Source organism: Larkinella harenae, assembly GCF_054780515.1.
In genome coordinates, this window is record NZ_BAAGWE010000002.1 from 212354 (window position 1) to 234133 (window position 21780).

Genomic DNA, 21780 nt, shown 5'->3' on the forward strand with positions numbered 1-21780 from the left:
AGCCGCCCGGCGGTTTACGACAGTTTCACCACCGTTACCCCCGCCCCGCCCCGGTCGGCGTGTTCATCCTGCATGGAAACGACCTGAGGGAACGTGCGCAGGTGATTCCGCACAAGCGTTCGCAAAATACCGTCGCCTTTACCGTGTACAATCCGAAGTTCGGCGTAGCCAAGCATTAATCCGTTGTTGATGAAATTATCCAGATCCACCATCGCTTCCTCGCCCCGTTTCCCCCGGATGTCCAGGTTGAAGCTGAAATTCATCATCTTCTCGTTCAAATCGATACCGTGTATTTTGGGGCGGCTCGATTCGCCCACGGCTTCGCGATAAACCTTGCGGCTCACCTTCTCCAGACGGTTCAGTTTAATGGTGGATTTCAAATCGCCAATGCGGATTTCGGCGTCTTTGCCCCGCAACGTCAGTACTTCCCCAATCGTGGCCTGGCCTTTTATCCGCACAAAACTGCCCACGGCTATGGCAGTATTATCGGGCAAATACTCCTCGCTATCGGTTTTGGGCTGATTTACATCTTCCACCAACACTTCCTGCCGAAGTTCTTTTTTCTCGAATTGCTCCAAATCCTGCCGCACCAGCCGCGTCATATCACGTTCGGCTTTGTTTTCCTTAATCTCCCGAATGGTATTCTCGATCCGTTGGTTTGCCTCGGCCACCAGGGCTTTTGCTTTTTGCTTGGCTTCGTTCAAAAGCCGTTTCTGGTCGTTATCGAGCCGGGTTTTGAGCGCGTTGGTTTCGGCCAGTTGCTGAGCCAGTTTGCGCTGATTGATACCGACTTCCATATTTTTTTCGGCAAAAACCCGCTTCTCGATGTCCAGTTCTTTCAGCAGTTTTTCGAGGTTCACCTGCTGCGATCCCAGTTTCTCCTTCGCCCGCTCAATCACCGCTTTGGGTAATCCAATTTTTGAAGCGATCTCGAACGCAAACGAACTACCCGGACGGCCAATTTCGAGCTCATACAAGGGCTCCAAATGTTCGCCATCAAAACGCATCGCGCCATTGACTAGCCCCGTGGTTTTGTCCGCGAATAGTTTCAGGTTGGTATAGTGCGTATTGATCACTCCATACGCCCCGGATTGGGTTAGTTCTTCCAGAATAGCTTCAGCAATGGCCCCGCCCAAACCAGGTTCGGTTCCGGTTCCGAATTCATCGATCAGAAACAGCGTTTTTCGGTTGGCAAACGTCACAAACGCTTTCATGCTGGTCAGGTGCGAGCTGTAGGTACTCAGGTCATTTTCCAACGATTGCTCATCACCAATATCAATAAAGAGATTCTGAAATACGCCCGCCGTCGAGCCTTCTACCACCGGAATCAGTAACCCGCACTGTACCATATATTGCAACAAACCAATGGTTTTCAGCGCCACGGATTTCCCCCCGGCGTTCGGTCCCGATATAATCAGAATGCGCTGCTTCTGATCCAGCAACAGGTTCAATGGCACCACTTTTTTGCCTTGTTTCTGAAACGATAACTGCAACAGCGGATGCCGGGCCTGGAGCCAGTCAACCAAGGGCTGATTCACGAGCTTCGGCATTTCAGCATTGATTTCCAGGGCCAGTTTAGCTTTGGCCCGGATGAAATCAATCAGGCCCAGAAACGTGGTTGCACGCTGAAGATCCGGCAGAAAAGGCCGAACTGTGTCGGTCAGCTCACGCAGGATACGCGCCACTTCGCGCCGTTCTTCATATTCCAGCTCGCGGATTTCGTTGTTGGTATCGAAGACCTCCGCCGGTTCGATAAAAACCGTCTGCCCCGTCGCCGATTCATCGTGGATGAAGCCTTTCAGCCGCCGTTTATGCTCCGCAGCAATCGGAATTACCACCCGGCCATTCCGAATGGTGAGCGAAATATCATCGGGCATCCAGCCCTGTTGCCGGGCGCTCCGCATGATAGTATCCATCTTTTTGCGCAAACCAGCCTGCTCACTGATGATCCGTCGGCGAATGTTGGCCAAATCCGGTGAAGCCGAATCACGCACGTGCCCCCGGTCGTCGATGACGCGCTCAATGGCATCGGTCAGCTTTTTGTCAACCGTCACGGCATCAGCCAGTTCGGCCAGGTACGGAAAACTTTCTTTTTCTTTCGATGCCAGAAACCGAAGGCATTGCTGAATGGTGCGGAGCGTAAGTTTCAAATCAAAAAACTCCGGCTCGGTCAGCATGATGCCCTCAATCCGGATTTTAGCCAGTTGCGGACGGATATCCAGGTAATTGGCCGCCGGAAATTCCGATTCATACTGCACGATGGTTTTAAACTCGGCAACCTGCCGCAGCATTTTATCAATCAGCTGAAAATGATTGGAAAACCGTATTTTATCGACATACGATTGCCCCAGCGGACTTAAACAAGCCTCCCGGAGCAAGTCGCGGATTTTATCGAAACCTAATTTTTGTTCGAATGAATCAGGGTAAAGCATTTACTAAATGTTCTTGTTGTTACGACGGACCTTTAGCCCGTACCTAAAATAACACCAACGGCGCGTCGGCAGTTCTATGCGCTTGAAATCTGTTTTTCAGAAAAACCGCAAAATTACGTACGAAAGTCAATTTCGGTTCAATCAGCCGAGACGAATCCCCAAAAACGTTGTTATACCGTTAACTGATTCCTTTCTCCTGTCACATGAGCCCGTTTAAACTGGTTGAATGCCCGCGCGATGCCATGCAGGGATTGCACGACTTTATCCCAACTCCGGACAAAATCCGGTACCTGAATGCCCTGTTGCGGGTTGGGTTCGATACGCTCGATTTCGGGAGCTTCGTTTCTCCCAAAGCCATCCCGCAGATGCGCGATACGGCGGAGGTACTGGCCGCGCTGGATTTGACCCATACGACCACCCAATTGCTGGCCATCATTGCCAACCAGCGCGGAGCCGAACAGGCGGTTTCGTACCCCGAAATCCAGTACCTGGGGTTTCCGCTATCGGTTTCGGAAACGTTTCAACGGCGCAACACCAACAAGACCATCGAACAGGCGTTTGCAGAAGTAGAGACCATTCAAACTTTATGCATCAACCGGCAAAAACAACTGGTCGTTTACCTGTCAATGGGCTTTGGAAACCCCTACGGCGATCCTTACAGCCCCGAAGTGGTGGGGCAGTTTACGGAGCGATTGCAGGGGCTCGGCGTTCAAATCATTGCCCCCTCCGATACCGTCGGTTCATCTACCCCCGCAGCGATTGAGCACCTGTTTCGGTATTTGCTCGACACTTTTCCAACCATTGAGTTTGGGGCTCACCTGCACTCCCGACCTGAGCAGGTGGCTGAAAAAGTCCGGGCGGCTGCGCGCGCGGGCGTCCGACGAATGGATGGCGCTTTGCGCGGTTTTGGCGGCTGTCCTATGGCGTCCGACGCTCTGACGGGCAATCTGCCCACGGAGCAGATCGTTGACGTTCTCCATCAAGAAGGCTTCTCGCTCCACCTGGATTCTGTTCAGCTAGCCAGCGCCCTGGCGCTATCGTCCGATATTCTCGGTCCGCGGGCTTCGGGGCTTTAGCGGTCAGAGAAAAACCGTTTGCACTTCGTCCTTGACAGCTTTCAGACCCGCTGCCGTTGGCTGGGTATTTTTCTGGATCATTTTGTCAAAAATCTTTTTCGACAAGTCCAGCGCGGGCGCATCGGGAGCAATTTCACCGGCAGCTTCATTGATGAGTGTGACCATCTCGTTCATCGAATTCTGAACTTCTTCCCAGACGGCCTGGCTCATGTAAATCTGCTGGGACACGTTATGATTGTATTCTTCCCGAATTTCGCGCAGCAACAGTTGCTGAAACTCCAGCGCCAGCGTGGTCTCCCCGCTTAACCGCAGCAGCAGATTGCTGGGGGAAATTCGTTCCAGAAACAACGCCATGCGTTCATACGCCTGCAACCGCAGGGGCGTAACGTCACTGGCATACCGGTTTTTAAGCTCAACGCGATTTTTTTCGGCTTCGCGCTCCAGCATCAGCTTGACAGTCAGGTACATTCCGTACAAAACCAGCCCCGCCGGAATCAATAATTTCAGTAAATCCGCAAAAAGGTCCATATGTGATTTTCAAAACCGCTGCTCATATTCCAGGTATTCGTTGTTGGTTTACTGCCCTTGCTGCCGTTCATCACCGGCAAACGAATCATCATATCCTGAAAACTGCCAGCGGTTGGCTATATTGTGAGGCAAAGTTTGTAAATTTCAGTCAGCTAACGGAATTTTTACCTAGTATGTTTCTTGATACGATTGAAAACCCTGTTCGATTAACCCCAGAAGCCCGGGCGCAGATTCAGGACACATTCCGGGCCAACAAAATTCCAAACACTTATGGATTACGGGTCGGCATTCGCGGGGGCGGATGCGGGTCATCATGGCTACTGGGCTTTGACCTGCCTAGTCAGGCGGATGAAATCTTCGACGTGGATTCCATCCGGGTGATTATTGACAAAAAACACCTTCTTTACGTATTGGGCGTTGAGGTTGGCTACGAGAATACGGATAATGAACGCGGTTTCACAGTTCAGAAACCGGGTCAGACGGACTCACACGACGTAAAATAAATCATGTCTTCTGGCCAAAAATTTGGCATGATTTTGGGGCCATTTCATTCAGTGAAAGTTTCGTTTCATCCGATTTTGTTGTGAGTATACTCAACAAACATATTTTTCTCATCCTGTCCCTGCTCTCGTTGGGATTAGCGGTATTTTTCAATTCCGTTCTGGAAAAAGGCGCCATTAGTGCTACCGATGAGCAGTACCTGCAGACGACCCAGCAACACATCAAACGGGCGCTTTCCACCAGTTCCGAAGAGTTGCAGGCGGTTACGGAGCGCCTAACGGAAGAAAAACCGCCTTACACGTTTACCAAGCTATACCAGAAAACTAAGTATCCCTTTTACATTTTCCGCAACAAAAAGCTACTCTTCTGGTCGGATTTCCGCTTCATTCCCGATTTTAAACAATTAAGCAGCCTCATTTATCCCAAATTTGTTAGCCTGCCTCAGGGCAAGTATGTTGTTAATCATCAATTGGTAAAAAGGGGGCGCGATTCGCTGGATGTTTTTTCTCTGGTCAACGTATACCGGCAGTATCAAAACGAAAATAGCTACCTGCGCTCGGGTTACAATCCAGAGTTATTTTCGGTTGATCCCGCCCATCTGACTACGGATAAGGGCAGTATTTACCATAACATGTATGACCCGACGCCCGTATTTCTGTTTTCGGTTACCCCGCCCCAAATGGAAGGTTACCAGAACCAAACCTCGCCGGTCAATACGGTTATTCTGGCTCTGCTGGCGGTTTTCTTCATGGGTATTTACCTGATTCGAAGCACTTTATCCCTAAGGCGAAACCGGCATTATATCGCCGGATTTATCATTCTGGCTCTGTACCTGATTGTCTTGCGGGCAGTAATGCTCTACTTTGGTGTTCCTTTTTTATTCCTGGAAACCGATCTATTCAACCCTAAGTTTTTCTCTCCTTCGGCGGTGGCACCTTCGCTGGGCGATCAATTGCTGAATTGCCTGGTAGTGGTCATACTGGCCCTTTACCTCACCAGCACCTTCTACCGAACCCGTTCTTACCACTGGCTGAGAGGCCAGACCGATTTGGTAAAAGCCATTGCTTCTTTTTTGGCAGTGATAGTCAGTTACGGCGTTTTTTACGCCTGTTATCAGGAACTGAATACGATTTATGAAAAATCAGGGATTACACTTGATATAACTCTTAGTCTCTCCATTTCCAGCCTGAAACTGGCCTGCCTGCTGGTTTTTGTCTGCATTGCAACGATCTTCTTTTTGCTGCAACACGTTATTGTCAGTTTCTTTATCCGGTTAAACCTAATTTCCTGGCGCGGTCTGATCTGGTTTACACTGGGCTCAGTAGCCTCACTCCTTCTCTTTTGGCAAAGCCCATCTCCCCTGCCCTGGCTACTGATTATTCAAGCGGTCTTTTTTCTCGTCCTTTACCTGAGTCGATTTCCGCGCTCGCTGTACTCTTTTCGTTACAAAACGACTTTGTACCTGTTTTTTACGGCACTTATTTTTGCTTCTACAGCTACTTACGTCGTTTATAATCAGGGATTAAAAAAAGAGCTTATCAACAAACGGGAATTTGGAAAACAGTTGCTGGTTGAGAATGATGCCTATGGTGAATTTCTGCTTAACAAATCGCAGAACACCATCATTCAGGATACGGATATTCGACGGGCTTTGGCCACCGATACCTTGTTGGTACGCGAACGTGTCCAGCAACGGGTGAAGAGCCTTCACCTGGACAACTATTTCGAACGGTACGCCGTCGATGTAATTGTGTTCAATACTGCGCCCCGGGCCGCCAATCGCCAGCAGACCGAACTAAATTACCAGAAGTATGCCAACCGTTTCCGGCAGGAACGGTATCGTACCCAGTACCCTGGCATTTATTTTATCAAAGAAGCCACCGGAAATCTCTTCAAATATGTTCAGTTTATCGACATTCAGGAGGGTGAGAAACCAATAGGCCATGTTGTACTCGACCTGAAACTAACCAGCAGCAATCCGACTAGTCTCTACCCTGAATTGTTGACCAATAAAAAAATCATTCAGGCCCCCGAAACACAGGCTTACAGTTATGCGGTTTTTGGCCCCGACAAAAAACTAAAATACAGCAACGGCGGAGATTATAACTATTACAATAAACTGCCGACTGAATGGCTGGACGAACCGGCCCTGTACGAAGACGGCATCAGTCTTCATCATTACAAGCACATTGGAATACAGGATGATAGCAACCGGACGGTTATTATTTCTTCAAAGGAATATTCCATGCGCAGCATTTTTGCCAATTTCTCCTTCCTGTACTTGGTTCTGATCCTTTATGTACTGGTACTGCTTCTAATCTACTCCATCCGTTTTGGGTTTTCCCGGTTCTATATTAATTACTCGACCAAAACCCAGCTGTATTTAAATGCGGCCTTTTTTCTGCCTCTGGTCCTGGTGGTTGCTATTACATTCGGCGTGATTAGCGCCAATTATGATGCCTATCAAAAAGATACGTACCTGAACAATGCCAAAAACATCAGTGCCAATTTCCTGAATAACTGGAGCAACTACTTACAGAACGGTGCCAGTGAATCGTATATCGAGGAAGAGCTGAAGAAAATCACCCATGACGACGAGATTGAGATCAGCGTTTTCGACATTTCGGGCTATCTGCGTTCTTCGACTCAGCCGCTGGTCTACGAAAGTGGTCATCTCTCCAAACGGATTAATCCAGAAGCTTATATTCACCTGGTTGAAGACCGGGAAAACCTGGTACTATTGGCCGAGTCGCTGGGTGCGCGGCACTATCGAACGGCTTATGCCAGTATCAAAACCTACGATGGCAGGTTGCTCGGCATGCTGGGAATCTCCCACTTCAGTTCGGAGACCGAACTGGAACACCAGATGATCGACGTCGTTTCAACGGCATTGTGTGTGTTTACCGGCCTATTTATCATTTTCCTGTTTGTTTCCTATTGGGCATCCAACTCCCTGACCAAACCGCTGAAAATCGTTACCCAGAAAATTCGCAAAACCAACCTGGACCGGTTTAACGAACCGCTGGATTGGAAATCCGACGATGAAATTGGGGTACTCATTGGGGAATACAACCGTATGCTGGTGAAGCTGGAAGAAAAAAAGCAAGCCTTGTCGCAAAGTGAAAAGCAATCGGCCTGGCGGGAGATGGCTAAACAGGTCGCGCACGAAATTAAGAACCCGCTCACTCCCATGAAGCTAACGTTGCAGCACCTGCAACGCACCCTTCAGTCCGACAATCCGGCGGCCCGGCGGGTGTTGCAGCGAACCCTGGACACTTTGCTTGATCAGATCGACAACCTAAGTGACATTGCCACGTCATTTTCTGATTTTGCAAAAATGCCACTGCCCAAAAACGAGCTGTTTGAAATTACTTCGGTGATTAATAAAGCCGCCGATCTCTACGCCGACGACGGAAAAATTACGCTGGTTCGCGATATTTCACCGTACCCGGTTATGGTTATGGGAGATCGGCAGCTGATCGGACGAATCTTAACCAATCTGATTATTAACAGCGTTCAATCCGTCTCAGCCGACCGCAAACCGGTTATTCAGCTTCGGTTGAATGTCAGCGACGAACACATCAATATTGCCATCAATGATAATGGAGCGGGCGTTCCGGAGGCCATTCGCAGCAAAATATTTCTCCCCAACTTCAGTACAAAAGAAGGTGGGTCGGGCCTGGGCCTAGCCATTGCCAAACGGGGTATCGAACACGCTGGTGGCAGCATCTGGTTTGAAACCGCAACTGGCGAAGGAACTACGTTTTATATTTCGCTCCCTCACATTCCGCCCATCGGTATGACAAGCGGTTTAAAAGGCGAAAGCATCATTCAAAATTAGTAGAGATGATAAGTGGACATTGTCGTGAATCGATCAGCCTTTCTCGTTGGGGCTTTCGTCATCAATTGTAACATGCTTCCAATTTTCGCCCGAACGAATCCGGTTGAGCTGGGTATGAGTGATACCAAATTGCTTGGCAATCATTTTCAGCCGGTTTTTCTCGTTGCGCAATAGCTTCTTGATCATTTTCACCTTCGATTCCGTCAACTTATAATTGCGCGTCCGGCGGGGAATCTCCCGATTCAGGATGTTCGGACTAGACCGGTTGTGTTCAATCATTTCCTCTTTGGTTACCCACTTCAGGTTCTGAAAATGATTGTTTTTCTTATCGTGATCGAGGTGGATTACATAAATCTGATCCGGCTTCTCACGCGTCAGAAATGCCTCAGCAATCAGTTTGTGAAAGTAGCGATTAATCGTTTTTCCACTCGTCCGAATGTTTAGTGAGCGATACCCCTGAATGGTTGAGCCGTTAATCAGCGTACCTTCTTTTGAATCGTTCTGGAAGCTTTTCAGTCGACCAAAATTTGAAACTTCGTAGCGTGGCGGATTTTCAACGCCGTCGAATTGAATTGGAACCCATTTTTCATTCCAATAATTACTGGTACGTTTATCTGTCATGTTTAGGCAAAAAATCAGTTAAGTACGATGGTAGGTTTGTTTAACAAAACATTAACAAAAAAATTAAAAAACTGTTTGGCAAAATACCAGGAAAAGCATTTTACGGTTTTGAATAATCATCCTTTTTTTGCATAGACACAGCTTAATATCATCATAAATACGCGTGTCTGTTCAAAAGACTGTCTCCTTTTGTTAAACAAAAGTGGAGCAAAGCACAAATTCAAACCAACCAGAATAAGAAGCAGACAGAGATGAATAGGCAGAGGACCTATATATACGCAAATGAAATGAAATGGGATTTATTGAGGAACTAAAAAGTTACAAGATAGTTTTTAGCAAGAAAAAGTATTTTAAAAAATGGTAAAAAAAACATTAGTAATTGGCGCATCCGAGAATCCGGAACGGTATTCCAATCGGGCTACCAAGCGTCTGCTTCAGCAAGGGCACAACGTTGAATTAGTGGGCTCCCGCGCCGGAGCGATCCAAGATATTCCGATCCATACCGGGCAACCCGACCTGGATGAAATTGATACCGTGACGCTGTATGTCTCAGCCAGGAATCAAACAAACTTATACGATTACATCAAACAATTGGCCCCCCGGCGTGTCATTTTTAATCCGGGAACGGAAAATCCGGCCTTTGAGCAGGAGTTACAGCAGAGCGGTATTGAGCCCATTCAAGCCTGTACACTGGTGATGCTGGCAACCGGTCAGTATTAGTACGGTGTGCGATGGCTTCTTAGGCAAAGATTACCATTTGATCAAAGCCGACGCCCAGGTAAAACCGCTACCAAAAGCGGCCAGGCAAATCAGATCACCAGCCTGAACCCGGCCCAGCTCCCAGGCTTCCGTGAGCGCAATGGGTATGGACGCGGCCGTGGTATTTCCATACCGCTGGATATTGTTGAAAACCTTATCCGTGGGTAATTTGAGCTGCTGTCGCACATAATCTGAAATCCGGATATTGGCCTGATGGGGCACGAGTAAATCGATATCGTCCGGCCCATATCCATTGGCCTGTAAGGCTTCATGGATTACCTCTCCGAACCGCTGCGTAGCGTGCTTAAAAACGGCATTACCGTTCATGACAACATCAAAGCCGCCTTCGTCAACCATCTCTTTGGTGGCCGAACGGGAAGGGCGGCTGCTGCCCGGATCGCGAACATATAAATCCTCCGCATAACGGCCATCCGCGTGTAAATGAGTCGACAGAATACGGTGGTCGGGGTCGTTGGTAGCCTGCAAGACCGCAGCACCGGCACCATCCCCAAAAATGACAGCCACACCACGTCCTTCCGTACTTTTATTGATCCAGGTTGATTGAATCTCCGAACCAACCACCAGAACGGTTTTATACATTCCGGTTTTGATAAACTGGTCGGCAATAGACAATCCGTAGACAAATCCCGAACACTGGTTGCGCACGTCGATAACGCCGATACCTTCCAGCCCCAACTCACGCTGCATGAGAAACCCCGAGCCTGGGAAAAAATAATCTGGCGTGATGGTGGCAAAGACAATCAGATCAATATCACTTGTTTGCAAACCAGCCCGATCAATTGCTATCCGCGAAGCCGCAGCGGCCATGCTGGCGTTCGTATCTTTCCCGTAGGTAAAATACCGTCGCTGCTCGATGCCGGTTCGTTCCCGAATCCATTCATCTGACGTACTCATAAATTGCGTCAAATCCTGGTTTGTAACGACATTGTCGGGAACGTAAAAACCCAATCCGGTGATGGTGGAATAAGACATGGACAAAGAAGTATGATGTAACAGAAAAAAAGAACCGATGAATCCTGGCTATCGCTCCTAATTTTCCTAGGTTTAGGCGTTGTAAATCGATTCTCCCCTTTTCGGCGTCTTCACGCCTTTTTGTTGGCGAAAAATGAAACTAAAATGTATAAAAGTATAACGAGCGGTACCGCTGCGAATTGCAAAAAAAGCAATAGCAGCGCCGACAGAATCAGAAAGCTGTATTTAGTCTGGTTCTCACGCCAGCCAAATGACTTAAATTTAAAGGCCAGCAAAGGCAGCTCCGCCACCAGCATAAAAGAAAAACCGATCAGGGCAAAGAGCGTAATCGGGCTTTCCCACAGAAACGCAAACTGCGGCTGAAACACGCTCATGAGGGGAAATGCCGCAATCAGCACCGAGTTTGCCGGAACCGGAACACCGATAAATTGATCCGACTGGCGGGTGTCAATGTTAAAATTGGCCAGCCGTAAGGCCGACAAAACAGCGATCAAGTACGCCAGATACGACCAGTTGCCCATTCCCTGCGACCACAGCGCCTGATAAACCATCGTAGCGGGTAAAACCCCAAACGTAACCACATCGGCCAGCGAGTCCAGTTCTTTGCCAAACGGACCCGACACATTGACCAACCGGGCCACAAAACCATCCCCGAAGTCAAGAACGCCCGCCAGCAGAATAAGCCAGGCAGCCTGATCGGAATGACCGCGCAGAGTCATAACCAGCCCGATGCAACCACAAAGCAGGTTGCCGCAGGTCATGGCATTGGGCAGATGTCGAAGTAGCGGATTGATGGATTTCACAAATGATCACGCAAATCTACGGGAGAGAGTTGGCAACTCAAATTTTAGGCGGAAGAAAACCACAGAACATCCCCGGTGCACCAGACGCAGCCGGCATTTTTATACTGGCGATCCACCCTTCATCCCGAAAGAAACCGTTAACTTGACCTTTTGAAAAACCGTTGTTGCGTTCCGTGGATCAGTCTGCTACCCGAAAAATCATTCACATCGACATGGATGCCTTTTACGCGTCGGTCGAGCAACGGGACCATGCCGACCTGCGCAACAAACCCGTAGCGGTGGGTGGCTCGCGTCAGCGCGGGGTGGTGGCCGCAGCCAGCTACGAAGCCCGGCAGTACGGTGTTCGTTCAGCGATGGCTTCCTCAACCGCCATCCGCAAATGCCCCGACCTCATTTTTGTTAAGCCCCGCTTTGATGTTTACCGGGCCATTTCCCGAGAAATACGAGCCATTTTTGCCGAGTACACCCCCCTGATCGAGCCCTTATCGCTGGATGAGGCCTACCTGGACGTAACCACGAATTTAAAAGACATCGCTTCCGCAACGCAGATTGCGGAACAAATCCGGGCCAAAATTAAGGAGGAGACTCACCTGACCGCTTCGGCGGGTGTATCCTACAACAAATTTCTGGCAAAACTGGCTTCCGATATTCACAAACCAGACGGTTTATACGTCATCAAACCATCGCAGGGCCTGGCCTTTGTGGAAACCCTGACCGTCGATCGGTTTCACGGAATTGGCCGGGTTACGGCGGCCAAATTGAATCAACTCGGTATTTTTACCGGCTGGGATTTGCGGCAACAATCGGAAGCCTTTCTGAAAAAGCATTTTGGCAAAGCAGGCAGTTACTTTTATACGATCGCCCGTGCCATTGACAACCGGCCCGTTACGCCCGACCGACTCCGAAAATCGATCGGTTCCGAAAATACGTTTGATCATGATTTGAGTACGGAATCGGAATTGCTTGCTGGTTTGCAGCCCCTGCTGGATTCAGTCTGGCGGGCGTGTGAGCGTGCGGAGGTGGTTGGACGAACGGTTACGCTGAAAGTAAAATTCGCTGATTTTGAACAAATAACGCGCAGTCGAACAGTTTTGGGTGCGGTTTCCCAGAAGGAGATTTTAGGCCGAATTAGCACCGATTTGCTGACCGCGCAGCTCCCGTTTCCGAAAGGTGTCCGGTTGCTGGGTATCTCTTTATCCAATCTGGAAGCGTCGGATTGTCCTCCCGGCCAGCAACTGATGTTGCCGTTTTGACGACTGATAATTACCGCTCTATCAACTACGAAAAGAATTCGGGATGACACTTTTTGCCGTATCATCCCGATTCATCAGTCTATTCAAACGGGGTTTTCCATGAATGCGTAGCACAACATGTGGCAGATGGTCATGTGCGCATCTTCCACCCGACCGTAGTGTTCCGAATCGATGACCACCACTTCGTTGGCCAGTTCGGCGAGTTTGCCCCGCTTGCCACCAACCAGGGCAACTGTGGTCAACTGATGATCATTTGCCCACTGAACCGCTTTGACCAAGTTGGGCGAACTCCCGCTCACACTCATGGTCAGGACCAGATCGCCCGGCTGGGCATAATTCTGCAACTGCCCAACGAACACATCATCGTAGGAGTAATCGTTGCCCAGAGCCGTTAGCCAGGCGGTATTGTCGTTCAGCGAAAGACAGCGAAATCGTTTACCCAGCTTATCGGAGGCACCTTTGCCTAAATCCGTAATAAAGTGAGACGCATTGGCCGCACTACCACCGTTCCCGAAAACAAACAACTGCCGGTCTTCTTGCCAACAGGTTTTCATCAACTGGACAATTCGCTCAACCTGCTCAACCGGAATGGAACTAATAGCGGCCTGATGGTGAGCAAGATACTCTTCAAAATACGTTTGCATATACGTTAACGAAATAAAAAAGGGTTAGGATCACAGAATGGCTATCCAGCACGCTTCTGATTAATGTTTTACAAACTCAATGCACCAATGGGGACGGTATTTTCACCCAATTCAGCCAGTCGGACGGCCGGTCCGGGTTGAAAGGCCCCCATTATATACGCTGGTAACTTTTGTTCGACAGCCGCCCGCAACGGTTCGCCGGTCAATGATAAGCCTCCTCCCAGCACGATAACATCCGGATGAAGCAAATGGACGACGTGCGACAGGCCAAACGCGAGATCGTCGGCAATCCGCTCAAAAATCTGTCGGGCCGTCGCATCGTTCCGGTCAAATGCCTCCCGTAAGAACCGGGCTTCGCCTGCGGTTGTGTTTCCTACCAATTGTTTCAAAACGGATTCTGCGGGCAGTGTGGAAATCGCCTGACGAATTTCCCGATCAACGGCCCAGCCCGAGCAAACGGCTTCAAGGGTGGTGCCGGATTTATCCAGACGAATGTGCCCAATTTCGGTTTCTCCGGGCGGTCTACCGTGGTAAATCTGTCCATCGGTAATCATTCCTCCGCCCACTCCGCTGCCCAGGGTGACGTAGAAAACCCGCCGAAAATCACGACCGGCGCCGTACAGCGCTTCGCCCAGAGCTGCCACGTTGGCGTCGTTTTCTACCCGAATTCGTTCGGCGTCTGTTCGCTGACGAAGCCAGTCTGCTAAGCCAAATCCAGACCAGCCTTCAATTTGATGGGATGTGGCAATTTTGCCCGTCTGCGTATCGACGGGGCCTCCAAATCCTACGCCAACGGTTTTGACCGTTTCGGTAAGCTGGCGAATAGCCTCTTCGATGTGTTCCAGAATTCCGTCGGCCCCTTTGGCTTTATCGACGGTATAGCGGAAATGCCGCTTGATGGTGGGGGCTTCACCCGCTACAACTTGCAGCTTGGTCCCTCCTATTTCAATACCAAGATTCATCAGTAAGCCGGAGACAACAATCCGGCGCACCAAAATAAAGAAGAAAAAGTTTACCACAGGCTATGTTTTTAAAGATGCCTGCCATTTTGGGCATCTGCTGCGGTAACATGTTGTCGAAGCTACCGGCAACGTTAGTTTAAGTGGAAGGGTTGCCGGTCCTGATTAATAATTTTTGAATTGTGAATCAGACCCAGCACCAACAGCCCAATAATGACGGCGACGGCAATCTGCAGGGAAGATAGCATGTTGAACTGGGAAGAATCATTTTTAGACGCCCGAACCAGACTCTGCCCTTCCGTGTATTGGATATCAATTAGTTCGTTAAGGCGTTTGATGGACTTTGAAAAAACCGTTAATCCATCTCCGTTAAAAAGGACGGCTCCCGCTTCCCGGTTACCCGCACTGCTCAACCGTAAAATATTCCGTTCGAGGGCAGCATATTCTTCAACCCGGCTTTTAAAAGCCTGGAGGCTTTTCGCTTCGTCAACGGTTAACTTGGTTTTTTCGAAATTTCGGATCAGTGAATCAATCGCCAGGTTCTGCGCTTTCAGCTGCAACACGACCTGGTCGGGCGTCAGATCCGTAGTAGAATACAGGTATTTTTCGACCAGGAGCCTCTTGGTATACAGGTTCTCACTTAAATAGACCATATCGACGGCAGGAATCAGCCGATCCTGGTAGATCGCCGAAAATGATTTGTCAATATCTTTTATATGTCCTCTGGAAAGAAACGTAAATACGACAATAAGCAACATGATGCCGGTTAATAGTACGGCTGCTTTTAACTTTTGCTGAATAACAAATGACCATTTCATAGTGGGTAGTACAAAAACCGCCGGAAAACCTTTCCTCTTCTTTGTATAATTGTAACGAAAATACAAATATTTCTATACAATCCGGCAATCGTAAGCAGGCTGCGCAAAACTCCCTTGGTATCTTGCTGTATGCTTCTTACTCTGTGTTCACAGGGGGCAATCGGTTTTGTTCCTGTATTCCAATACAAATGCTGACATTTACTTACCTTTAGATTTTGCAATCAACGAATCCTGTTCAGCATCTCCCAGCAAGCACTCATGGAAAATGTCCAGTTTAAACTCCTGAAAAAAGGAACCGGTGGCTTCTTTATTCAGGAAGGAGAAGAAAACATCGCCGAGATGATTGTCGGCTTATCCGATCAGCATCTGACGGTTTACCACACCGAAGTGATCCCGCAAGCCGAAGGTAAAGGACTGGCGGGCCAATTGCTAGCCTCTATGGTCGATTACGCGCGCGAACACCAGTTGAAGGTGATTCCGCTGTGTCCGTACGTACATGCCCAGTTCAAGCGGCATCCGGAGCGCTACGAAGATGTTTGGGAAAAAGAGAGCTCGCAGCCTTCCTAGCCATCACGACAGGTTTTGACGCATTACTAGTCCTCCCCTAAACGAACAAACCGAAAACGGCCCGTTTTCGGTTTGTTACAACACTGTATGTTTTCGTGGGCCCACTTGGAATCGAACCAAGCACCTACTGATTATGAGTCAGTTGCTCTAACCGAATGAGCTATAGGCCCGAACCGGCAAACCGGTAACTTTTCCAGACCGGATAAAGTGTCTGCAAATATACAAAAATCACGATTCGCTTCAAAGGCTCTTGCAAAAGTACTCGAGCTCTCCCTGCAACAGTCTCGTTCATTTTGCCGTATATTTGCTTGTGAACCTGCACCATTCCCCGTTGGCTTCCCAGAACAAAAAAAAGATCCTGAATGACCCGGTTTACGGGTTTATTACCCTTCCGAACGAATTGGTATTCGATTTGGTCGAACACCCGTATTTTCAGCGGCTCCGGCGGATCAAGCAACTCGGCCTTTCGGAACTGGTTTATCCCGGTGCCCTCCATACCCGATTCCATCACGCCCTGGGCGCCATGCACTTGATGGGGCAGGCCATTCAGACCCTGCGCGGGAAGGGACACCGAATTTCAGAGGCAGAATGCGATGCCGCCCAAATCGCCATCTTATTGCACGATATTGGCCACGGCCCGTTCTCGCATGTGCTTGAATACAGCATTCTGGACGGTATCCCGCACGAGCAGTTGTCGCTTTTGCTGATGCGCGAGTTAAACCAGCAATTCCGGGGAGGACTAACGCTGGCGATTCAAATGTTTGAAGGGACGTATTCCAGGCCGTTTTTCCACCAATTGGTTTCGAGCCAGCTGGATATGGATCGCATGGATTACCTCAACCGCGACAGCTTCTACACGGGCGTTGCTGAAGGAACCATCGGAGCGGACCGGATCATCAAAATGCTGGATCTGGTTGACGATCAACTGGTGGTGGAAGCAAAAGGTATTCTGAGCATCGAAAATTTCCTGAGTTCCCGACGGCTCATGTACTGGCAGGTTTACCTGCACAAAACATCGCGCTGCGCCGAATCCATGCTCATGCAGATCCTGCGTCGGGCCCGGTTTTTGCTGACCCAATCCGAAACAGAGCTCCCCAGTGATGCAACGGTTTTTACCACACCGGCTTTGCACACATTTTTGTCCCGGAATGTTACCATGGACGATATTCAGCATCACCCTGAGTACCTCAGCGCTTTTTCGCGGCTGGATGATTATGATATCTGGACTTGCATCAAACTATGGAGCCAGCACCCCGACCGGATTTTATCAACCCTCTGCCAAATGATGCTCGACCGACGGCTTTTTAAAATCATCATGTCGGACCATCCTTTTTCTGGCGAACTGGTGCTGGAGATAGAACAGCAACTGCTGAACGCCGGGGTGCAGCAAGACGAATTATCCTATTTTTTGGTCGAGGGCGTGGCCACTAATTCAGCCTATTTGCCGTCTATCGACAATATAAATATTAAAATGAAAGACGGCCGAATCATTGACATCGCCGATGCTTCCGATCTACCCGGCATTAAAGCGCTCACAAACATGGTGAAACGCTATTACCTGTGCTGGGCGAAAAACCTGACCCAACGGCCGGTTTGGTTGGTATAGTTCTATTTGTTGTCTACCTTAGCGCCACGAATATCCGACTCATACATAGCTCCAACGACGATTACGTCCACTCTATGGAATTTACAGTGAAGCAGATTGCTGCCCTCCTTGGAGGTACGATTGATGGTAACGAATCTTTGAAAATCCATCGATTGTCCAAAATTGAAGAGGGTCAGGAAGGTAGCATCTCTTTTTTATCCAATCTCAAATACGAACAGTATCTGTATACAACTGCCGCATCAGCGGTTATTGTCAGCAAAGGTTTTCAGCCTCGGCAACCGGTAAAAGCCACCCTCATATTCGTAGATAACTCCTATTCTGCGTTTACCAAATTACTGGAACAGGTCAATCAGCTCCGGCTGGCGGCCAAAGTGGGGGTAGAACAACCCTCTTTTATGGCCGAAAGTACCCAGATGGGCGAGAATGCCTATCGGGGTGCGTTTTCATACATTGGTGAAAATTGCCAGATTGGCAAAAACGTCAAAATATACCCCCAAACCTATATCGGTAGCCATGTAACCATCGGCGACAACACCATCATTCACCCTGGGGTTCGGATCATGGACAATACCGTTATTGGTACCAATTGCGTCATCAAAGCCAACGCGGTGATTGGGAGCGACGGTTTTGGGTTTGCACCCGAACCAGATGGAAGTTACCGCGCGATTCCGCAATTGGGGAATGTTATTCTTGAAGATAACGTCAGCGTGGGTGCTAATACCACCATCGACTGCGCAACGGTGGGCTCTACCATCATCCGGCAGGGTGTCAAATTAGACAACCTGATTCAGGTGGCCCATAATGTAGAGGTCGGCAGAAACACGGTTATTGCGGCCCAATGCGGCATTGCCGGTTCATCCAAAATTGGGGAAAGCTGTGTCATCGGCGGGCAGGTTGGTATCGTCGGGCATATTCACGTTGCGAACAAGACCAAAATAGCGGCCAAATCCGGCGTGATGAAGTCCCAGAAAAAAGAGAATGCAACCCTCTACGGCGCTCCGGCATTCGACCTTCAGGAGAGCTTGCGCTCGCAGGTAATTTACCAGCGATTACCCACGCTCGAAAAGCGCATTGAGGTGGTAGAAAATAAACTAAACAACCAATAAATCACGAACGGTTTTTCAGTAAAAAACCGTTATCTGATAACGATAATAGTCTTCAGGTCAGAAGCTTACGGAATGAATACCAAACAGCAAACGATTCAAAAAGCAGTCTCGGTTTCGGGCGTTGGCTTGCACACCGGCGTGGTGGCAACCATGACATTTCTGCCCGCACCGCCCAATCACGGTTACAAATTTCAGCGCATCGACTTACCGGGTCAACCCATCGTTGATGCCGATGTCGATAATGTAGTCGACCTTTCCCGCGGTACGACGCTCGAACAAAACGGCGCCCGAATTCATACCGTCGAACACACCCTGGCGTCGTTGGTCGGGCTGCAACTCGACAATATTCTGATTCAGCTCGATGGCCCGGAGCCGCCCATCATGGACGGCAGTTCCATCAAATTCATCGAAGCCTTACAGGACGCCGGAATTGAAGAACAGAACGCCTACCGTAATTACTTCGAAATCAACGAGTACGTTCATTACAAAAACAGCGAAAAGGATATTGAAATTGCGGCTTTGCCCCTCAGCGATTACCGGCTCACCGTCATGGTGGATTACAACTCGCGGGTCATTACAAGTCAGCACGCTTTTCTGAACGATATCAGTCAGTTTCCGTCGCAAATCGCGATGTGCCGAACGTTCGTGTTTCTGCACGAGCTGGAAATGCTTTATAAACAGGACCTTATCAAGGGTGGAGACCTCACCAATGCCATCGTCATCGTTGATCGGGATGTGCGCGAAGGCGAACTCGATTACCTGGCCGAATTGCTGAACAAACCCAAAGTTAGTGTCAACAAGAAAGAAGGTATTTTGAACAACCTCGATCTGCACTATCCAAACGAAATGGCCCGCCATAAACTGCTCGATCTCGTTGGAGATCTGGCGCTTGTCGGACGGCCCATCAAAGCCCAGATTCTGGCGGCCCGGCCCGGTCACGCGGCCAATGTTGCCTTTGCCAAAAAAATAAAGAAGCTCATGCAGAAGAATGCCGCCAACAACATCCCGACGTATGAGCCCACCCAGCCGCCGGTTTACGATTTTCAGAAAATAGCCAGTCTGCTCCCCCACCGCTATCCATTTCAGATGATTGATAAAATCATCGCACTGGATGAAAACAGCGTAGTTGGCATCAAAAATGTAACCATGAATGAACAGTACTTCATGGGGCATTTTCCGGGTAACCCCGTGATGCCGGGCGTTCTGCAACTGGAAGCGATGGCTCAAACCGGTGGTATTCTGGTCCTGAGCACCGTGCCGGATCCGGAAAACTACTGGCCGTACCTGATTGGCATCGAAAACTGCCGTTTCCGCCGGAATGTCGTCCCGGGTGATACGGTTATTTTCCGGTGCGAATTTATCTCACCCATGAAGCGGGGAATCGTCAAAATGTCCGGACGGGGTTATGTGGCCGGGCAACTTGTCTGCGAAGCCGAAATGATCGCCAGTCTTGTTAAGAAAAAATAGGTTTAAGGTTTGAAATATAAAGGTTACGTCATCGTTGACATTCGACGGCATACGTAAATCTTGACACATAAAAACCTGAAACGTTAAACCACACAGTTTGATGATTCAACCACTTGCCTACATTCATCCTGATGCTAAAATTGCACATAATGTTGTAATCGAGCCATTTGCGATCGTCCATAAAGATGTAGAAATTGGCGAAGGAACCTGGATTGGCTCCCACGCCGTCATCAATGAGGGAGCCCGGATCGGCAAAAATTGCCGGATTTATTCCGGAGCTGTTATTTCTGCCGTCCCGCAGGATTTGAAATTCAAAGGTGAGTACACGCTGACGTTTGTCGGTGATAATACAACCATTCGCGAATACGCTACGGTCAGTCGGGGAACGGAAGAACACCGGCGCACCGAAATTGGTAGCGACTGTTTGATTATGGCCTACGCACACGTAGCCCACGACTGTCGGATTGGCAACCACTGCATCATTGGCAATACCGTGCAAATGGCCGGGCACGTTCACCTCGGCGACTGGGCCATCATCAGCGCCTTCAGTGCGGTTCATCAGTTTGCTAAAATCGGGATTCACGCCTTTATTTCGGGCGGTTCGCTGGTTCGGAAAGACGTTCCACCGTTTTCCAAAGCCGCCCGCGAACCGATTACCTACGCGGGAATCAACTCGGTTGGCCTGCGCCGTCGGGGTTATACCAACGAGCAAATCAACCAGATTCAGGAAATTTACCGTTATATCTACCTCCGCGGCATCAACAATGCCGAAGCACTCACCCGCATTGATCTCGAACTGCCACCTTCCGACGAACGCGACGAGATCGTCAACTTCATCCGCAATTCCGAACGCGGCATCATGAAAGGCCCTTCCGGCCGGGAAGTAGGCGAATAACAAACGATAGAATTATGAATGATCAACGATGAACCAAAAGCCCTTTGTTAGCTAATTCATCGTTCATCATTCATAACCGCGCGGGCGGCCCCTCATAATTCCAATGAACATTACCACCGAACATCTTGGCAAACGTTTCCGGCGCGAATGGATTTTCCGGGACGTTAATCTGGTGCTGCAAGCCGGTAACAGCTATACGTTCGTGGGACCAAACGGCAGCGGAAAATCGACGTTATTGCAAACCCTGATCGGTGTACTGCCCCTTTCGGAAGGGAAGATTCGGTACGCAATCCAGGAAAAAACCGTTGAGGTCGATCAGTGGTTTCAGCATATCGTGATGGCCAGCCCTTACCTGGAACTGATCGAGGAGCTGACACTGCTTGAACTGCTCACGTTTCACCAATCTTTCAAACCGTTTAAAGACCAGCGAACACCCGAGCAACTCTGCGAACTAATGTACCTCAGCCACGCCCGGCACAAGGAAATCAAAGCGTTTTCGTCGGGGATGAAGCAACGGGTGAAGCTGGGGCTGGCTTTTTATTCCGAAGCTTCCATAGTGCTTCTGGACGAGCCAACGTCTAACCTCGATAAACAGGGCGTAGCCTGGTACCACGAGCACGTTCGGCAACTCACCGGCCAGCTGCTTCTGATCGGCTCCAACCAGCCTGATGAGTACAATTTCTGCCCCAATGTGATTGACATCAGCCGCTGGAAGTAACATCATCGTTGCGGGCGGTTTTACCCTTGATTTACCATGCTGCGCCCCATACGGTTTTGCCACTTGACTTTATTTCTATCGAAAAACCGTTGCCATTGGCTCCGATACGGTTTCTAAAAAACGGCTACCAGCACCCCAAAAGAAAACAAAATTTAACCCTGCCTTCGCCCGCCCAAGTTGCAACTCTTTGCAT

Annotated in this window: 19 protein-coding genes and 1 tRNA gene; 11 read left to right on the plus strand and 9 right to left on the minus strand. The window is 49.3% G+C overall.

The genetic code is table 11. From position 1 onward, the window contains the following. Nucleotides 1–14 precede the first annotated feature (14 nt). Nucleotides 15–2432 carry an endonuclease MutS2 gene (locus ACYVH9_RS12255; protein ID WP_460636644.1) on the minus strand — a complete coding sequence of 806 codons (2418 nt, stop codon included), beginning with the start codon at nucleotides 2430–2432 and terminating at the stop codon, nucleotides 15–17. 203 nt (nucleotides 2433–2635) lie between these two features. Here ACYVH9_RS12255 and ACYVH9_RS12260 point away from each other — a divergent pair, with 203 nt between their 5' ends. Further along, complete coding sequence (locus tag ACYVH9_RS12260) at nucleotides 2636–3508, plus strand: beta/alpha barrel domain-containing protein (RefSeq protein ID WP_460636645.1); 873 nt, start codon at nucleotides 2636–2638, stop codon at nucleotides 3506–3508. Between the two features lie 3 nt (nucleotides 3509–3511). On the opposite strand, the gene ACYVH9_RS12265 is transcribed toward ACYVH9_RS12260, so the two are convergent. Next, entirely contained in the window at nucleotides 3512–4036 is a 525-nt protein-coding gene (locus ACYVH9_RS12265; RefSeq protein WP_460636646.1) for a DUF7935 family protein, read from the minus strand. A gap of 173 nt (nucleotides 4037–4209) precedes the next feature. Here ACYVH9_RS12265 and ACYVH9_RS12270 point away from each other — a divergent pair, with 173 nt between their 5' ends. Further along, nucleotides 4210–4539: a HesB/IscA family protein gene (locus ACYVH9_RS12270; protein WP_460636647.1), complete on the plus strand. Its 330-nt coding sequence runs from the start codon at nucleotides 4210–4212 to the stop codon at nucleotides 4537–4539. An 80-nt stretch (nucleotides 4540–4619) separates the two neighbouring features. Next, a complete protein-coding gene (locus ACYVH9_RS12275) occupies nucleotides 4620–8378 on the plus strand; it encodes a sensor histidine kinase (protein ID WP_460636648.1) in 3759 nt (1252 codons plus the stop codon). 33 nt (nucleotides 8379–8411) lie between these two features. Here ACYVH9_RS12275 and ACYVH9_RS12280 read toward each other — a convergent pair whose 3' ends face one another. Then, nucleotides 8412–8999, minus strand: a complete 588-nt coding sequence (locus ACYVH9_RS12280; protein WP_460636649.1) for an HNH endonuclease — start codon at nucleotides 8997–8999, stop codon at nucleotides 8412–8414. A 357-nt stretch (nucleotides 9000–9356) separates the two neighbouring features. Between ACYVH9_RS12280 and ACYVH9_RS12285 the strand changes: the two genes are divergently transcribed. Beyond that, entirely contained in the window at nucleotides 9357–9719 is a 363-nt protein-coding gene (locus ACYVH9_RS12285; RefSeq protein ID WP_460636650.1) for a CoA-binding protein, read from the plus strand. A 30-nt stretch (nucleotides 9720–9749) separates the two neighbouring features. Here ACYVH9_RS12285 and ACYVH9_RS12290 read toward each other — a convergent pair whose 3' ends face one another. Continuing rightward, nucleotides 9750–10751 carry a 3-oxoacyl-ACP synthase III family protein gene (locus ACYVH9_RS12290; protein ID WP_460636651.1) on the minus strand — a complete coding sequence of 334 codons (1002 nt, stop codon included), beginning with the start codon at nucleotides 10749–10751 and terminating at the stop codon, nucleotides 9750–9752. Nucleotides 10752–10861: 110 nt separating this feature from the next. Further along, complete coding sequence (gene pssA / locus ACYVH9_RS12295; protein WP_460637584.1) at nucleotides 10862–11545, minus strand: CDP-diacylglycerol--serine O-phosphatidyltransferase; 684 nt, start codon at nucleotides 11543–11545, stop codon at nucleotides 10862–10864. Nucleotides 11546–11727: 182 nt separating this feature from the next. Here pssA and dinB point away from each other — a divergent pair, with 182 nt between their 5' ends. Next, the gene (gene dinB / locus ACYVH9_RS12300) at nucleotides 11728–12807 is read left to right on the plus strand and encodes a DNA polymerase IV (protein WP_460636652.1); all 1080 of its coding nucleotides are present in this window, start codon (nucleotides 11728–11730) and stop codon (nucleotides 12805–12807) included. Between the two features lie 83 nt (nucleotides 12808–12890). Here the strand turns inward: dinB and ACYVH9_RS12305 are convergent, their stop codons facing one another. The 3 genes from ACYVH9_RS12305 to ACYVH9_RS12315 all read right to left on the minus strand — a co-directional run bounded on the left by ACYVH9_RS12305 (nucleotide 12891) and on the right by ACYVH9_RS12315 (nucleotide 15228). Next, nucleotides 12891–13451 (minus strand): D-sedoheptulose-7-phosphate isomerase, encoded by a 561-nt coding sequence (locus ACYVH9_RS12305; protein WP_460636653.1) that lies wholly within the window; start codon nucleotides 13449–13451, stop codon nucleotides 12891–12893. 68 nt (nucleotides 13452–13519) lie between these two features. Beyond that, nucleotides 13520–14470, minus strand: coding sequence for an ROK family protein (locus ACYVH9_RS12310; protein ID WP_460636654.1), 951 nt, complete (start codon nucleotides 14468–14470; stop codon nucleotides 13520–13522). A 74-nt stretch (nucleotides 14471–14544) separates the two neighbouring features. Further along, nucleotides 14545–15228 (minus strand): MCP four helix bundle domain-containing protein, encoded by a 684-nt coding sequence (locus ACYVH9_RS12315; RefSeq protein WP_460636655.1) that lies wholly within the window; start codon nucleotides 15226–15228, stop codon nucleotides 14545–14547. 258 nt (nucleotides 15229–15486) lie between these two features. Between ACYVH9_RS12315 and ACYVH9_RS12320 the strand changes: the two genes are divergently transcribed. Next, a complete protein-coding gene (locus ACYVH9_RS12320; protein ID WP_460636656.1) occupies nucleotides 15487–15795 on the plus strand; it encodes a GNAT family N-acetyltransferase in 309 nt (102 codons plus the stop codon). A 96-nt stretch (nucleotides 15796–15891) separates the two neighbouring features. Here the strand turns inward: ACYVH9_RS12320 and ACYVH9_RS12325 are convergent. Continuing rightward, nucleotides 15892–15965, minus strand: a tRNA-Ile gene (locus tag ACYVH9_RS12325). 161 nt (nucleotides 15966–16126) lie between these two features. Between ACYVH9_RS12325 and ACYVH9_RS12330 the strand changes: the two genes are divergently transcribed. From ACYVH9_RS12330 to ACYVH9_RS12350, 5 genes are all read left to right on the plus strand, one after another. Then, the gene (locus ACYVH9_RS12330; RefSeq protein WP_460637585.1) at nucleotides 16127–17401 is read left to right on the plus strand and encodes an HD domain-containing protein; all 1275 of its coding nucleotides are present in this window, start codon (nucleotides 16127–16129) and stop codon (nucleotides 17399–17401) included. Nucleotides 17402–17475: 74 nt separating this feature from the next. Beyond that, the gene (gene lpxD, locus ACYVH9_RS12335; protein ID WP_460636657.1) at nucleotides 17476–18507 is read left to right on the plus strand and encodes a UDP-3-O-(3-hydroxymyristoyl)glucosamine N-acyltransferase; all 1032 of its coding nucleotides are present in this window, start codon (nucleotides 17476–17478) and stop codon (nucleotides 18505–18507) included. A gap of 72 nt (nucleotides 18508–18579) precedes the next feature. Beyond that, complete coding sequence (locus ACYVH9_RS12340) at nucleotides 18580–19974, plus strand: bifunctional UDP-3-O-[3-hydroxymyristoyl] N-acetylglucosamine deacetylase/3-hydroxyacyl-ACP dehydratase (protein WP_460636658.1); 1395 nt, start codon at nucleotides 18580–18582, stop codon at nucleotides 19972–19974. Between the two features lie 100 nt (nucleotides 19975–20074). Beyond that, nucleotides 20075–20869, plus strand: a complete 795-nt coding sequence (gene lpxA / locus ACYVH9_RS12345) for an acyl-ACP--UDP-N-acetylglucosamine O-acyltransferase (protein ID WP_460636659.1) — start codon at nucleotides 20075–20077, stop codon at nucleotides 20867–20869. A 103-nt stretch (nucleotides 20870–20972) separates the two neighbouring features. Continuing rightward, entirely contained in the window at nucleotides 20973–21587 is a 615-nt protein-coding gene (locus tag ACYVH9_RS12350; RefSeq protein WP_460636660.1) for an ABC transporter ATP-binding protein, read from the plus strand. The last annotated feature ends 193 nt before the right edge of the window (nucleotides 21588–21780 follow it).

What these genes read in the sequence shown, in the direction of transcription:
- ACYVH9_RS12255 (WP_460636644.1), bottom strand. Translation starts at nt 2,432, where the DNA reads ATGCTTTACCCTGATTCATTCGAACAAAAATTAGGTTTCGATAAAATC.
- ACYVH9_RS12260 (WP_460636645.1), top strand. Translation starts at nt 2,636, where the DNA reads ATGAGCCCGTTTAAACTGGTTGAATGCCCGCGCGATGCCATGCAGGGA.
- ACYVH9_RS12265 (WP_460636646.1), bottom strand. Translation starts at nt 4,036, where the DNA reads ATGGACCTTTTTGCGGATTTACTGAAATTATTGATTCCGGCGGGGCTG.
- ACYVH9_RS12270 (WP_460636647.1), top strand. Translation starts at nt 4,210, where the DNA reads ATGTTTCTTGATACGATTGAAAACCCTGTTCGATTAACCCCAGAAGCC.
- ACYVH9_RS12280 (WP_460636649.1), bottom strand. Translation starts at nt 8,999, where the DNA reads ATGACAGATAAACGTACCAGTAATTATTGGAATGAAAAATGGGTTCCA.
- ACYVH9_RS12285 (WP_460636650.1), top strand. Translation starts at nt 9,357, where the DNA reads ATGGTAAAAAAAACATTAGTAATTGGCGCATCCGAGAATCCGGAACGG.
- ACYVH9_RS12290 (WP_460636651.1), bottom strand. Translation starts at nt 10,751, where the DNA reads ATGTCTTATTCCACCATCACCGGATTGGGTTTTTACGTTCCCGACAAT.
- ACYVH9_RS12305 (WP_460636653.1), bottom strand. Translation starts at nt 13,451, where the DNA reads ATGCAAACGTATTTTGAAGAGTATCTTGCTCACCATCAGGCCGCTATT.
- ACYVH9_RS12315 (WP_460636655.1), bottom strand. Translation starts at nt 15,228, where the DNA reads ATGAAATGGTCATTTGTTATTCAGCAAAAGTTAAAAGCAGCCGTACTA.
- ACYVH9_RS12320 (WP_460636656.1), top strand. Translation starts at nt 15,487, where the DNA reads ATGGAAAATGTCCAGTTTAAACTCCTGAAAAAAGGAACCGGTGGCTTC.
- lpxD (WP_460636657.1), top strand. Translation starts at nt 17,476, where the DNA reads ATGGAATTTACAGTGAAGCAGATTGCTGCCCTCCTTGGAGGTACGATT.
- ACYVH9_RS12340 (WP_460636658.1), top strand. Translation starts at nt 18,580, where the DNA reads ATGAATACCAAACAGCAAACGATTCAAAAAGCAGTCTCGGTTTCGGGC.
- lpxA (WP_460636659.1), top strand. Translation starts at nt 20,075, where the DNA reads ATGATTCAACCACTTGCCTACATTCATCCTGATGCTAAAATTGCACAT.
- ACYVH9_RS12350 (WP_460636660.1), top strand. Translation starts at nt 20,973, where the DNA reads ATGAACATTACCACCGAACATCTTGGCAAACGTTTCCGGCGCGAATGG.